Origin of the sequence: Streptomyces sporangiiformans, from assembly GCF_005768555.2 — a bacterium.
Taxonomy (GTDB): domain Bacteria; phylum Actinomycetota; class Actinomycetes; order Streptomycetales; family Streptomycetaceae; genus Streptomyces; species Streptomyces sporangiiformans.
Map to the genome: position 1 here is coordinate 144,233 of NZ_VCHX02000047.1, position 14,152 is coordinate 158,384.

General features: G+C 68.3%; 8 protein-coding genes. 5 read left to right on the plus strand and 3 right to left on the minus strand.

What is annotated here, in order from left to right; translation table 11 throughout:
* Positions 1-32: 32 nt before the first annotated feature.
* Complete coding sequence (locus FGD71_RS04485) at positions 33-1,301, minus strand: AAA family ATPase (RefSeq protein WP_119099054.1); 1,269 nt, start codon at positions 1,299-1,301, stop codon at positions 33-35.
* 1,284 nt (positions 1,302-2,585) lie between these two features.
* Between FGD71_RS04485 and FGD71_RS04490 the strand changes: the two genes are divergently transcribed.
* Positions 2,586-3,794: a glycosyltransferase gene (locus tag FGD71_RS04490; protein WP_119099055.1), complete on the plus strand. Its 1,209-nt coding sequence runs from the start codon at positions 2,586-2,588 to the stop codon at positions 3,792-3,794.
* Between the two features lie 187 nt (positions 3,795-3,981).
* Here the strand turns inward: FGD71_RS04490 and FGD71_RS04495 are convergent, their stop codons facing one another.
* The gene (locus tag FGD71_RS04495) at positions 3,982-4,809 is read right to left on the minus strand and encodes a hypothetical protein (RefSeq protein ID WP_119099056.1); all 828 of its coding nucleotides are present in this window, start codon (positions 4,807-4,809) and stop codon (positions 3,982-3,984) included.
* A 290-nt stretch (positions 4,810-5,099) separates the two neighbouring features.
* Positions 5,100-5,531, minus strand: coding sequence for a cold-shock protein (locus FGD71_RS04500; RefSeq protein WP_420878234.1), 432 nt, complete (start codon positions 5,529-5,531; stop codon positions 5,100-5,102).
* A gap of 1,311 nt (positions 5,532-6,842) precedes the next feature.
* Here FGD71_RS04500 and FGD71_RS04505 point away from each other — a divergent pair.
* The 4 genes from FGD71_RS04505 (at position 6,843) to FGD71_RS04520 (ending at position 14,085) form a co-directional block, all read left to right on the plus strand.
* Positions 6,843-9,662, plus strand: coding sequence for an ATP-binding protein (locus FGD71_RS04505; protein ID WP_119099057.1), 2,820 nt, complete (start codon positions 6,843-6,845; stop codon positions 9,660-9,662).
* Positions 9,663-10,222: 560 nt separating this feature from the next.
* Complete coding sequence (locus tag FGD71_RS04510) at positions 10,223-11,851, plus strand: flavin monoamine oxidase family protein (protein ID WP_119099058.1); 1,629 nt, start codon at positions 10,223-10,225, stop codon at positions 11,849-11,851.
* 105 nt (positions 11,852-11,956) lie between these two features.
* The gene (locus tag FGD71_RS04515) at positions 11,957-13,075 is read left to right on the plus strand and encodes an agmatinase family protein (protein WP_119099059.1); all 1,119 of its coding nucleotides are present in this window, start codon (positions 11,957-11,959) and stop codon (positions 13,073-13,075) included.
* Positions 13,076-13,311: 236 nt separating this feature from the next.
* A complete protein-coding gene (locus FGD71_RS04520) occupies positions 13,312-14,085 on the plus strand; it encodes a thioesterase II family protein (protein WP_119099060.1) in 774 nt (257 codons plus the stop codon).
* Positions 14,086-14,152 lie beyond the last annotated feature (67 nt).

The following is a 14,152-nucleotide window of genomic DNA, read 5'->3' on the forward strand; positions in this document are numbered from 1 at the left end:
CGGGGTGCAATCGCCGGTTCAAGCAGGTCAGTTCAGCCAGATGTCGCTGCGGTGCGGTCCGCTTCCACAGATGCGGTCGGCCAGTTGGAGGCAGGTGATGTCCGGCAGTCCCGCAGCGGTGGTGGGGGCGCGGCCTCCCACTGCGCCTCCGGGGACTGAGCGTCCACGACAGCGTCAGCGGCGATGATGTGCCGTGCGACGACGGGTGCTTCGGTACCAGGCTGCCGTAGGAGATCGACGGCCCCCAGAATCAGGGCTGTTCGGTCGTCAGGCGGAAGGTCGGCGAGGACGGCGTCCCGCGCGGCCGGGCAGCGAAAGGTTCCTCCGTCGACCAGCCCTATCGCCTCGAGTTCGCGCAGGCTCAACGCGACTGCCTCGGGGGAGAGTTCGAGAACTCGGGCGAGCGTGTCCTCCGCGGCGGCCCCGTCAAGGACTGCCAGGCCTCTGGCTACGGCCAGAACCGATGGCTCGACCCGGTGGAGGCAGCTGAGCACCGCCTGCCGGAAGGCGTGACCGACCGCCGGCGCGTGAGGAGTCCGTAGCCGACGGCCGCACTGCTCGCTGCCGGGGAGGAGGTCATGGACGAGGGCTCGTACCAGCAGTGGATTGCCGCCGCTGATGCGGTGCACGTCCCGGGCGATGCGGCGGGCGGTGGCCTCGTCGAGGTACTCGCGGAGCAGCTCGGCCACGGCCTGCCCGCTCAGTGTGGTCAGGGGCATACGGATCAGACCGGGTTGGCGCAGCAGGCCGGCGCCGAAGAGCGGTCTGGTCAGGCGCAGTCCGGTCCGCCATGCCAGTACCACCGCCGCCGGCTTCGTACGCAGCTCCTCCATCGCGTGCCGCAGACACTGCAGCGACGGGATGTCCGCGTAGTGCATGTCGTCCACCGCGATGAGGACAGGACGCTCTTTCGTCGGGCTCACCATGGCCGTGGTCAGTGACCGAATGGTGTGGGCCTTTACGTGTTCTTCCTGCTCGGAGTCCGGGTCCTTCAGCAGGGCGGAGAATTTCGCGGCGTCGAGCTGCTTCGCCACGGACTCCGACCGCTCCCGCGGCTGTTCGCCTCCCAGGAGCAGCTGCTCGAGCACAGCCATGGGGGTCCGACGCTGTCTTCGCAGACCGATGGCTCTCAGGACCGTGAAACCCGCCGCTTCGGCCTGGTCGACGGCGAAGTTGAGCAACTCGCTCTTCCCCGAAGCCACAGGACCTGTGACAGCGATCACTCGGGAGGACATGTCTCCCGTGCCCGACAGGATCTCCTCCAGGAGAGCGAATTCGTCGGCCCTCTCGACCAACCTCATAGCTCAGTTACCTCCCCGTGAGCCTGCCTGGGTCAACGCGCCGGTCCTCCATGGCGAATTCCGCGCCAACAGGAAGTAAACGGAACCAGATTTCACAACGTGAGGCGGCCTCAACAATTTCCCCACAGAGGCCCCTCCAGTAGCAAGGGCTTACATCAACTATGGCCGAATCCCGTTGGCGAGGTAGCCCCGAAAGAAGCCCCGACGTCGGCCGAATGCATCGCCCCTCACGTCGTTCAGCCCTACCTTCTGATGCTGTTGATGTGATATAGGCGATCAGGTCCAAGCCCGCGAGCAATGAGTAAACCATTCCACTTGTGAGAGCAAGAGGCCGGCGGGTGTCGTTCAAAGTGAAACTGTGGTGGGTAGTGAGAAGGGCTTCACGCAAAACACGTAGTCAAAGGGGAGGAAAGGAATCCTTCCCCGTCGCTGCGAACCCATGGCTCACTGCTCTGCGAGCTGTCGCCCCGCCTGGCGGCCACGTTGCGATCTTGAGGGATGGTTACGCAGAGGCATACACTCCGCCCGCCGGGAGTCCGGCGCGTGGTCCGCTCATGCCGCCGGAGGCAACCGCCTCCGATCAGATTCACACAGCCGCATCGGACTCCGGTCGGTCCGGCGGCCTGATACCGCGTTTCCGAAATCATTGGATCCGGTGGTGTGCCGGATACTGGCCTCGGCCGCTTTCACTTCCTATGCGGGCGACGCTGAAAGCGAAACGTATCCGGAACCTTGGTGCGGGCTTAGTGCAAAATGGATGCAGTGCTGTTTGCTGCGGCGCCGCGGTCTGTTTTCTCAGGGGCGACGGCGTGATTGCTGATGAGCTGAAATCCTGAGTCTTCCGCGATCCCGCCCCCCGGATCCGACGGCTAGGGGATGGCTAGGGGTGGAGGAAGGCTGCCGCCCCGCATAACCTCCCTGAACGAACGCACCGCTGCGGCAGTGGACATCGCCTGATTCTCGAGCGGCTTCCTCGGCGAACCCATGACGTAGTGACCGGCGTGGTTGTGGAGGGCTCCAGGAGCTGTTCTTCCCGGAGTGCCCCTCATTCTCCCCGGCCGGCGGTCGGGCCTGGACCCGCGCCCGTCTCTCGCCATCCCCACGCACAGCAGCTGCCCCACCGCACAACCCGGCGAAACCTGTCGCCCGGAGCCGCGCCGACGTGATCAACCCGCGCAGACTGTAGAGGACGACCATGGCGAGACTGCCCATCACGGGTTCCCCTGCCCTTCGACAGCCACGGCGGGCCTCCGCCCGACCCGCCGGATCGCCAGGGGTGCCTCGATGACCGTAGCCCACCCCGGTGCCGGGGAACTCGACGACGGCGGTGTGCCGAGCGGCGGGAGCAGCAGTGCGACGGTGATCATCCCGACCTTCAACGAAGCAGAGAACGTACGGGAGTTGCTTTCCCAGCTCGCCGCCTGCCTACCATCGCGGGACCGGTACGAGGTCCTGTTCGTCGATGACAGCACCGACGACACCCCGGCCATCGTCGAGCAGGCCGCGGGCGCGTGTCCGTTTCCGGTCACCGCCATGCACCGGGACGTCGCGGTGGGGGGCCTGAGCGGCGCCGTCGTGGAGGGCATGAAGGCCGCGGCATGCGACTGGATCGTCGTCATGGACGCCGACCTGCAGCACCCGCCGTCCCTGGTCCGCGAACTCGTCGCCACCGGACGCCGGACAGGAGCCGACCTCGTCGTCGCCAGTCGCTACGCGGGCGGCGGTAGCAACTCGGGGCTGTCCGGCCGTTATCGGGTCGCCGTGTCACGCGGCTCGACGCTTCTGGCGAAGTCGCTGTTCCCCTCGGCGTTGCGCGGGATCAGTGACCCCATGAGCGGCTTCTTCGCGATACGCCGCAGCGTGGTGCACTCCCGAGCGGACGTCCTGCGGCCCCTCGGCTACAAGATCCTCCTTGAGCTCGCGGTCCGGTGCCGCCCGCGGACCGTCGCCGAAGTCCCGTTCTCCTTCCAGGAGCGCTTCGGCGGCGACTCGAAGTCCACCGTGCGCGAGGGGCTCCGCTTCCTGGTGCACCTGACCTCGTTGCGTACCGCTACGCGCGGGGCGCGCATGCTCGCCTTCGGGCTGATCGGCCTGACCGGTTTCCTGCCCAACCTGAGCGCCCTCGCCACGTTGACCGCGCTGGGCATGCACTACGTGCCGGCCGAGATCGTGGCGAACCAGTTCGGAGTCCTGTGGAACTTCATCCTCATAGACCTCCTGCTCTTCCGTGACCGCCACGGCCGCCGGTCCTGGGCGAACCGTCTGGGCCGCTTCGCCCTCCTGGCCAACGCGGACCTGGTGTTGCGCGTCCCTTTGATCGCCCTCCTCGTCGGCGGCAAGTACATGGCCGTGCTGCCCGCCACGGCACTCGCCCTCCTGACGACGTTCGTCCTGCGTTTCATCGCCACGGAACTACTGGTCTATCTGCCCTGGCGCGGCAGGGACCGGCAGAAGGGCCTGCCGACGGCGAGAGAGCGGGAGACCACCCCGTGAGCTGAGCGAGGCACGGGGATAGGGAGTGGCCCCTTGGCCGGGTCTTCACCGCAGCCTGTTGTGTCCCGCTGCCGTGCGTGCCCTGCGCAACGGCCAGGCTGCGTGCCCTGCGCAACGGCCAGGCTGCGTGCCCGCGTTCGACACGGACCCTTCGGCGCGGGGCGCGGGCCGGTCCCTGAGGGAGGATCTACCGCTGCTCGGAGACGGTGAGCAGTTCGGACACGGTCTGCGCGACAACCGGGCTGCTGAGCATCTCGGTGTGCTTGTCCCTGAAGGAGACCTCCCGGGCGACGAACCCGGCTTCCGGTAGCAGGAGGGCGGCCCGCGTACGGCTGAGTCCCTTGCCGGGGCTCGACGAGCACAGCGCGGTGCAGCGGGACCACACCGGGATCACGTCGTACGCCTCGGCGAGGGCCAGGACGGACAGCCGGTCCACGGCCCGGTTCAGGCGCTCGGTCGTCGCGCGCGCACGCGTGCCCGACCGGTCCGCCGCACGTATGAAGACCGACTGCAGGCGTACGGCCAGGGCTGCGGGATCGTCGAGGCATCGCTCCGCCACGGAGTCCAGGTCCCGATCGAGGCGGGTGACTTCCTCGGCGCTCAGCAGGTGCGGGTCGTCGGCCAGCATGCGTCGGAACTCGCTCACCACCATGTCCGTATCGACCAGTTCCGGGTCGAAGAGCAGAACGGACGGAGGCGGCTGTCCGGGCCCACCGAGCGCCTCGGCGATCGCACCGGCCAGGACGGAGCCCACACGGTGGCCGAGCACCGCGCGCACCCTGAAGCCGCTGCTACGTACCGCGTCCGCCCAGGGCTCGACATACGCGGCGAGACTGCCGCCCTCCAGGGGAACATGGGCCTGTTCCACGGCACGCCACACGGTGTGTGCGGTGTTCAGAAGGGGGACGAGTTCCCGGAGGCCCATCGCGTTCTCGCCGGACGGGATGTCGACGGCGAGAATCAGTTCGCCAGTCGTTCCGGACCGTGACTCTTCCCAGAATTCAGGACCGCCCATGGTGGATTCCCATTCCTTGATGCCGTGGCACGATGCGGCTTTACGAGCCCACGTAAGGACGAGGCAGGCAGACCGGAACGGTGGCGTCAGGGAGGGGATCCACCGTTCCGGATTCCGACTGCGGGGAAAGTGGCCGACGCGTGAAAGAGCGAAGCCGAGCTCTCCCGTTTCGAGCTGTTGCCGTGGCCGGCGGCCAGTAATGGGCGCCCTCTCGCCGACCGGCTGGTCAGCCGTTCACGACTCCAGGCTAGAGCGAGGGGTGGGGACCGAGTACCCCTACTGATCCCTTATCAGGGGGTGATCCAGCCCCGGGCACTGGCCAGTCCGACGACACATTCGCGGACCTGCTTGATCTGGTCTGCGGTCAGCGTGCCCGCCGACTCGAGCAGGGCTTCCGTGAGTTCCGTGCGGAACCGCGCCACGCTCGGGGCAGCACTCCCGGCGGCGGCCCGGCCGTCCTGCCGGTCGGCCGCCGAGCCGTCGGGCAGCGCTGGACGGGCGGGAAGCCGGTTCCCCGACGGCTGGTAGACGAGACGGATCTGTGAGGCCTTGGGGCCCTTGTCCCCCATCTCCATGAAGAACTCGACTTCGCTGCCCTCTTGATAAAGGTACTTCGCATCGAGCAGGTCGTTCGCGTGCATGAAGACATCCTCACCCGCCTCCGCGGGTGCGATGAACCCGTAACCACGGTCCTCGTCAAAACGTAGAACCTTGCCTGTCATCAACACAGCCCACACCTCCGACACCAAAACCACTACAGCCGAGGGACTCCGCACGGAGCACCACTCGATGGGGAAACTTACAGCGCTTCGGCGAATGCGCGAGGTCCGGCAACGGCCCGCCACGGCCAGGCAGCGCGAGATCCGCCGCTGTCCACCGGCTCGGGGCCCCCACCGCACCTCGGTCTACGGTCGCTTCGACCACACCGACGTCCCGTGCCCCGCGGGCGAAGTGGAACCTTGGCGCCGGCACCGTGACAGGGCTCCCGTCAGTGAACGTACAGGGACTCCTGCGGGGTCGCCGCCCATGCTCGCCTGCCGAAGGTCCCGATGGAGTGGCGACTTCTTCGGCGGACTGGCGCGACAGGGAGGTCCGCACTCGACTGGGCGTGGGCCCGTTTGTGTGGGGTATGAAACTTTCTGTCGTACAAGTCGGGAAAAACCCACCGCCACTTCTCATGACCGCACGGAGGCCGTGTCGCGCGATGTTTTCAGCCTAATTGAGGCTGGATTACGTCGCCCTGTGTGGTCTCGGAGTGGCCGCGACGGGCGCGGCGAGTGACGACTGACACATGAACCGAACGCGCATGATGGAACTTGTCCGGCGCTCCGCCGGAATTGCCCGGGCGATTCTGTCGGGTCTCGCTGGCCCCTTTGCGTTGAGGGTCGTTGGAGTGTGAGTTGATTGCCCTGGGGTGATCCATTGTTGCCCGGCGACTGGCTACGTTCGGTAACGGACGCGGGCCGTCGCCCTATGGCTGTGGATCCCGGCTGCGGGGCCGGTTGTGGGCGGTGTTGCCTGCGGAGGCAGGGAGCGGAATGATGTCTTCCAGGTTTGTGGGTGGCTCCCCTTCGAGTTGGGAAGAGCTTCTCCAGGCCTTGCCGCGTCTCTGGAATCTCGACGCTGATGGGCCTTTGACCTGCTGTGTCGGCTGGGGATTGCGACGGGTGCGGCGCTTGACGCCGTCCGGTCGGCATAAGCGGAATTCTCCATTCAGCTCTTGTGGGCTGGGCGGTCGCCCCGACTATCACATCCACCGCCGAAAAGGGAAGGGCTGAACGTTTCGAGTCCCGGTGGATTTGGTTGGCGCCCTCACCTCTTTCGGGGCTACCTTGGCATCGGGAATGAGTCATAGTTGATGCTGTTGTGCTCCGGGAAGCTCTTGAAGAGAAGCCATTGAGTAGAGCCTGTCGCTGTGTGTTGTGGTGAACTTCACCAATAGGACACACCTGGGCAGGCCTCATAGGTGACTTGGAGCCGGAAGAGATGCCTGAGGCAGGCGGAGATGCCTTGAACGGGGAGGTAATCTTGATATGAGCTTGGTTGAGCGAACCGATGATTTAGCACTCCTCGGGGAAATGGTGAGGGGGAATGCCGAGAAGCCTTCTCGGGTTGTCCTCGTCAGAGGGCCGGTGGCGACCGGAAAAAGTGTGCTGCTGAATTACGTCGCCGAGGAGGCCGAAGCCGCAGGCGTCACGGTCCTCGCCGCGGCGGGGCTGCGTACGGAGCGCCGTACGCCCATGGCGGTGTTCGGACAACTGCTGCTCGGCGGCCAGCTTCCGCAGCGGGAAACGGAACGTGTGGAGAAGCTGCTCGACGCCGCCCGCTTCACCGCGATGCTGCGAAATCCCGACTCCGAGCGGGAGGAGCACGTCAAGACTCACCTGATGCGGTCGCTGACCACGACCCTGGTGAGCCTGGTGCGGGAGCGGCCGCTGGCCGTCATCGTGGACGACGTCCAGTACGCGGACATCCCGTCCCTGCAGTGCTTGCAGTACGCGATGCGCGAGCTGCGTACCAAGCCCGTCCTGACCGTCCTCGCCGCGGGCACCGGACCGCACCCGGCCCGGCCGCTGTTCGGCGCGGAGTTGCTGCGCCACCCCCGCCTGACCGAGCTGCGCACCAGCACGCTCAGCGAGCGGGCCGTGGCCCAGACCCTTGAGGAGAGCCTGCACGACGCGGCCGCGCGAAGCCTGGCTCCGGCCATCCACCGGGCCAGCGGCGGCAACCCGCTTCTCGTACGCGCTCTCGTCCACGACCTGCGCACCGATGACGAGGGCAGCGGCGAGGACCAAGGCGTCAGCGGCGCACCGGTGACCGGCCACGCCTATCAGCAGGCCGTCCTCGGGTGCTTGTACCGCAGCGAGCCGGAGGTGCTCGCCGTCGCCCGCGGCCTGGCCGTCCTGGACCGGGCCGCGACCGACCGCCTTCTGGCGGACCTGCTCGAACTCGACCCTGACATGGTCGCCTCGAGTCTGCGTGAGCTCGAAGCAGCCGGTCTCGTCGAACGCGACACGGAGTGCCGAGCCTTCCGCCACCCGGCTGCCCGGGACGCCGTCCTCAACGACCTGGAGTGCGACGAACGCGTCGAGCTGCACCTCCGGGCCGCCGACCGACTGCGCCGGCTCTGCGCCGAACCGCCCGTCGTGGCCCGGCACATCGTGGCCTCCGGGCACGTCGACGACGCCCAGGCTCTCGACGTACTGTGCGAGACCGCGCGGCGCGCCCGCGGCGCCGAAGACGCCTCCTTCGCCATCGCCTGCCTGCAACTGGCCGACAGTGCCTGCGGCAACGGACCACGCCGCAGCGCCATTCTCGGCCAACTCACCAGGCTCGTCGGGCGTCTGAGCCCGACGACGGCCGGCTCCTGCCTCAGCGCGCTGCGCACCGCCTTCGACGAGGGGTGGCTCGCCGAACAGGAGGTGCCGCTGCTCATCAAGGGCCTGCTGCGTCAGGGCAGCTTCCAGGAGGCCGTGGACGTCGCCCACAAGTCCCGTGGCACCTACGACGGTTGGTCGGCCGCGGAGACCTACCTGGCCAACGGCGCCGTACGCACCACGTATCCCGCCCTGCGCGAGCACTTCCCGCCCGATGACAACCCCGCACCGCCACCGGTCCTCGGTAACGAGATCATCGCGGCGCGCGGCGCGGACCCCGGCGTCAAGGCGGGTACGGCCCTGCACATCATCCTGACCAAGGGCTGCGACGCGGGCGCCGCCGACCTCGCCGAGCACCTGCTGCAGGGCACCTCCCTGAGCGAGGTCACACTGGACCCGCTGCTCAGCGCGCTGTCCGTGCTGGTCTACGCGGACCGGCTCGGTACGGCGGCGCACTGGTGCGACGCCCTGCTGCGCGAGGCGACCAAACTGGGCGGGTCCGGCTGGCAGGCACAGCTCTCCGAGTCCAGAGCCAGGATCGCGCTGCGGCAGGGCAATCCGGCGGACGCCATCCGGTACGCCACGAACGGCCTGGGCTGGATGCCCGCGCACAACTGGGGTGTCGCCCTCGGCTCCCTGCTGGCCACCCTGGTGGCCGCGCACACCGCGATGGGTCAGTACGAACAGGCCGCGGCCTACCTGGACGGGCATATCCCGGACGCGGTCCACGACACGCGCCACGGTCTCGAACTGGTCTACGCGCGTGGTCAGTTCTACGCTGCCACCAATCGCCCGCACCCCGCCCTGGACGACTTCCTCACCTGCGGGGAGCGCATGCAGCGGTGGGGTGTCGACCAGCCGTCCCTGGTGCCGTGGCGCTCCGCCGCCGCCGAGATGCACCTGCGTACCGGCGGAGAGGCCGAGGCCGAGAAGCTGGCTCAGGAGCAGCTGGCCAAGTGCGGCCCCGGCCAGTCCCGCACCCGGGCCCAGTCCCTGCGGGTCCTGGCCGAGGCGGCCGGGCTGCGGCGCCACCACCACCTGCTGCGCGAGGCCGTCGAAGAGCTCGAACCCTGCGAGGACCGCCTCGAACTGGTCCGCGTCCTCGGCGCGCTCAGCCGCTCGCACCACGCGCTCGGTGAACTCGGCCAGGCGCGCATGATGGCCCGCAGGGCCTGGCACATCGCCCACGACACCCAGGCGGAAGCGCTGTGCTCGCAGCTGCTTCCCTACGGCGGTGGCGAGACCGGCACCGACCAGCAGGCCGTGGCGGGGGACAGCGGCGCAACCGAACTGACCGACGCGGAGCGCCGCGTGGCAAGCCTCGCGTCATTCGGGCACAGCAACCGCGAGATCGCCAGGAAGCTGTTCATCACCGTCAGTACCGTCGAACAGCACCTCACCCGGGTCTACCGGAAGCTCAACGTGTCACGCCGCAGGGACCTTCCGCACGACCTGCTCGCCGACACGGCCTGCTGACCGGCGGGGCGGGCGCGGCGTACGAACCACATCTGACCGTAGGGGGACAAGAGAGCCGTGCCGAGCGTCACGTGGGCGTGGTCGGCACGGCGCCCGGTCGTGTACCCGCGACCGCCGGCGCGCGGAACGAGGGCGTCCGCCGCGCGCTGCTCGACACGTCGTCGGAAACCGGGTCGTCGGAAATCTGCGGCCTCTGGTCCTCCGCTGCGCGAAGAATGTTTCCTGTGCGTTTCGCGCCGTGTTCAGGGGCAAAGCTGTACTACTGGAATGCCCGACGCATCCCACCACCGATCTTCATTCCGGGCCCTTTCATAGGAGTGATGAGGGGGCGGTCAGGGGTTCCTCGGTCACCCTCAACTACGGCAATAATCAAGGGTGTCGCGAGGACGTGCCGTGTGCTGGAGGCGGGCCGATCGGGGTCCCTCTCGCCGTTGCCGGAACCCGGCCTTTCGCGGCCGTTCGAGAATGTATTGCCGGGCCGGCCCCCACCACGGTCAGAGGAGTATCCGTTGCTTGCCGTCAACGATGGTTTGCACTCTGGAACTACTGATTCCGTCACCATGCTGGGACCGGACTTCCCCTTCGTGTACGACGACTGGATATCCCACCCGGCCGGAATCGGGCGCATTCCGAAGGACGCCCTGGGAACTCCGGTCGCGGTGATCGGCGGGGGCATGTCGGGCCTCGTGACCGCCTATGAACTCATGCGCCTCGGACTGCGACCGGTGCTGTACGAGGCCGAGCAGATCGGTGGCCGGATGCGCTCGGCCGCATTCGAGAGCCGTCCGGACGTCACGGCCGAACTGGGCGCCATGCGGTTTCCGACGTCGGCGACCGCGCTCCACCACTACGTGAACCTCGTCGGGCTCGAGACCCGGCCCTTCCCCAACCCGCTCACGCCCGTGAGCGGCAGCACCGTCATCGACCTGGGCGGTGTTCGGCACTACGCCCGCAACGCCGGCGACCTGCCCGACGTCTACCAGGAAGTCGAGATGGCCTGGGACAAGGCGGTGCAGGAGGGCGCCGAGTTCTACGCCATGGACGACGCCATCCGCCGCCGGGACGCCGCCGCCATCAAGGCCATCTGGAACCCGCTCGTACGTGCCCTGGACGATCAGTCCTTCTACGGCTTCATCGCCGGGTCGCCGTACTTCCAGTCGTTCCGCCACCGCGAGATCTTCGGCCAGGTCGGCTTCGGAGCGGGTGGCTGGGACACCGACTTCCCCAACTCGATGCTGGAGATCCTGCGCGTCATCTACACCGGCGCCGAGAACGACCACCAGCTCATCGTCGGCGGCTCCCAGCAACTGCCCGAACGCCTGTGGCACCGCACTCCGGACGAACTCGCGCACTGGCCCGTGGGCACCTCCCTGGAGGCGCTGCACGGTGGCGCCCCGCGCGGCGGCGTCGCGCGGATCGAACGCACTGCCCGCGGCATCACCGTGCACGCGTTGGACGGCAGCGCCCACACCTATCCAGTGGCCGTGTTCACCCCGCACAAGCGCACCCTCGTCACCAACATCCGCTGCGCCGGCCCCTTGCTGCCCGGGCCTGTGTGGACGGCGGTGGAGCGCAGCCACTACATGGGCGCCTCCAAGCTGTTCGTCCTCGTAGACCGCCCCTTCTGGCGCGAGCGCGACCCGAGAACCGGACGCGAGGTGATGAGCACTACGCTCACCGACCGCATGCCGCGCGGTGTCTACCTCTTCGACGACGGCCCCGACCGTCCCGGCGTGATGTGCCTGTCGTACACCTGGAACGACGACTCCTTGAAGATGGCGCCGCTCACCGTCGAGGCGCGTCTGGAGGCCGTCCTGGAGGTGCTGGCCGAGATCTACCCCGACGTTGACATCCGGTCCCGGATCATCGCGCCGCCGCGCACCGTCACCTGGGAGACCGAGCCCCACTTCATGGGTGCCTTCAAGGCGAACCTGCCCGGCCACTACCGCTATCAGCGCCGCCTGTTCACCCACTTCATGCAGGACCAACTGCCCGACCACCAACGGGGGTTCTTCCTCGCGGGTGACGACGTCTCCTGGACGGCGGGCTTCGCCGAGGGTGCCGTGACCACCGGTCTCAACGCCGTGTGGGGCGTCGTGAACCACCTGGGCGGCGGAACCCCGCCCGGCAACCCCGGGCCCGGTGACCTGTTCCACGATCTGGCTCCGGTCGACCTGCCCGACTCCTGACAGGGACAGGGCGCAGTCGGGGGTGGTTAGGGGTTCTGCTGCCGACGCGGCCTGCATACGGTCGCCTTGCAGCCGCAGTGGCCCCGGTCGCGAACGAGGAGAGAGATGAGCGAAACACCCGAGTCCGAGACCTGGCGCCTGAAGGTCGACCGCTCCTTATCGCCACGGCGCGACCCCGGGCCGATCGACCTGCGCCGCTACTACGTGCAGCCGGCCTACTCGGGCATGCCCACGTTCATGGGCGTTCCGCTGGCCCTGACTCAGGAGGACCTGCGCGCCGGCAAGGTCGACGTCGCCGTGGTGGGCTGCCCGGTCGACTCCTCCACCGGTCACCGGGGCGCCGCGTTCGGGCCCCGGGCGATCCGGGCCGACGAGCGGTACATGTACGCCACGCCCGAGGGCTACATCCACTCGGCCACGCGGATCAACCCGTTCAACATCCTCAAGGTCGTCGACTACGGCGACGCGGCCACCGACCCGTTCGACGTCGCCCGGTCCATGGAACCCATCCGCGGCCTGGTCCGGGAGATCGCCGAGGTCGGGGCGGTCCCTGTCGTCCTCGGCGGCGACCACTCACTGCTGTGGCCCAGCGTCGGCGGGCTCTCCGACGTACACGGGCACGGCAGCATCGCCGTCGTCCACTTCGACGCCCACCCGGACTGCCACGACGAAATCTTCGGCCACAAGGCCACCCACACCACGCCGATCCGCCGCCTGCTGACCGACGAGCGGTTGCCTGGGCCGAATCTCATCCAGGTGGGTCTGCGCACCGCCACCGGCCCCGACGACCAGCTCTTCAACTGGATGCGCCGGGCCGGCATGCGCTCGCATTTCATGGCCGAGGTCGAGCGCATCGGCTTCGGAGCGGTCGTGGACAAGGTCGTCGAAGAGGTCAAGGCGGTCGCCGACCACGTCTACCTGTCCCTGGACATCGACGTGCTCGACCCGGCGTACGCGCCCGGCACCGGCACCCCGGAACCCGCGGGCCTGACCACGCGCGAACTGTTCACGGGGCTGCGACGCCTCGCGCACGAGACCAACCTGATCGGTATGGACGTCGTCGAGGTCGCGCCGCACCTGGATCCGGGCTACACCACCGCGATGAACGCCCGCCGGGCTGTCTTCGAAGCCCTCACCGGCCTCGCGATGAACCGGATCAAGATCTCCACGGAGAACTACGCCAACCCGATCGTGGCCGGCGAGGTGCGCTTCCCGCTCGCCTAGGGGGTGATCCAAACGCCCCCCAGGTCCTCCCGGCGGGCTCCGGAACCCCGACCGTCACCGCGTGGCTCGGCCTCACGTGCCCGGCGGGCCCGAATTCCCCGACGTGACCGAGGACAGGCCCCGTGCCCGTCCTCGGTCCGTTTCGGTTCTCCACGGCTTCATTCCGACGCTTTCCTGTCCGCTTTGCTCACTCGCCTATGTCCACCCTCCCTCACGACCACGGACGGATCACAGCCATGACCTCAACCCTCTCCGCGGGACGGGACAGCGACCAGTGGGTGCGCCGCTACCACCCGGCCCCCGACGCCTCGCACCGCCTGGTGTGCTTCCCGCACGCGGGTGGCTCCGCCAGCTTCTACTTCCCCGTCTCCGCGGCTCTGAGCCCCCGCGTGGAGGTGGCCGCGGTGATGTACCCGGGGCGCCAGGACCGTCGTACGGAACCGGGCATCGAGGACATCGCCACCATGGCTGACCGGGCCGCGGCGGCCCTGGTGCCCATCAGTGACCGGCCGCTCACGTTCTTCGGCCACAGCATGGGAGCCGTCATCGCCTTCGAGGTGGCCCGCCGCTTCGAGCGCGACGGCCGTGGCCCCGTCCACGTCTTCGCCTCCGGGCGTCGGGCGCCCTCGGTGTTCCGGCCCGAGAACGTGCACCAGCGCGACGACGACGGCATCGTCGCCGAGATGAAGGCCCTCAGCGGCACCGACTCACGGGTCCTGGGCGACGAGGAACTGCTGCGCATGGTGCTGCCCGCGATCCGCAGCGACTACCGCGCCATCGAGAAGTACCAGGCCGAGCCCGGCGCCACGATCGGCTCCCCGCTCACCGTCCTGACGGGCGACGCGGACCCCCGCACCTCCCTGGACGACGCCCGTGCCTGGGAGCAGCACACCAGCGGCCGCTTCGACCTCAAGATCTTCCCCGGCGGTCACTTCTTCCTCTCGGAGCGGGCAGCCGACGTGATGGCCGTACTGAAGGAGCACTTCGCGGCACAGACACCGGCCGCCTAGCGCCTCGTACGACAACGGCGGTGTACGACGAGAACGAAGCAGGGGGCGGGCACGGACCTGAGGTCCG

Excerpts from the sequence above, each read along its gene's own strand:
- FGD71_RS04520 (WP_119099060.1), top strand. The coding sequence starts at position 13,312 with ATGACCTCAACCCTCTCCGCGGGACGGGACAGCGACCAGTGGGTGCGC.
- FGD71_RS04500 (WP_420878234.1), bottom strand. The coding sequence starts at position 5,531 with ATGACAGGCAAGGTTCTACGTTTTGACGAGGACCGTGGTTACGGGTTC.
- FGD71_RS04510 (WP_119099058.1), top strand. The coding sequence starts at position 10,223 with ATGCTGGGACCGGACTTCCCCTTCGTGTACGACGACTGGATATCCCAC.
- FGD71_RS04485 (WP_119099054.1), bottom strand. The coding sequence starts at position 1,301 with ATGAGGTTGGTCGAGAGGGCCGACGAATTCGCTCTCCTGGAGGAGATC.
- FGD71_RS04515 (WP_119099059.1), top strand. The coding sequence starts at position 11,957 with ATGAGCGAAACACCCGAGTCCGAGACCTGGCGCCTGAAGGTCGACCGC.
- FGD71_RS04495 (WP_119099056.1), bottom strand. The coding sequence starts at position 4,809 with ATGGGCGGTCCTGAATTCTGGGAAGAGTCACGGTCCGGAACGACTGGC.
- FGD71_RS04490 (WP_119099055.1), top strand. The coding sequence starts at position 2,586 with ATGACCGTAGCCCACCCCGGTGCCGGGGAACTCGACGACGGCGGTGTG.
- FGD71_RS04505 (WP_119099057.1), top strand. The coding sequence starts at position 6,843 with ATGAGCTTGGTTGAGCGAACCGATGATTTAGCACTCCTCGGGGAAATG.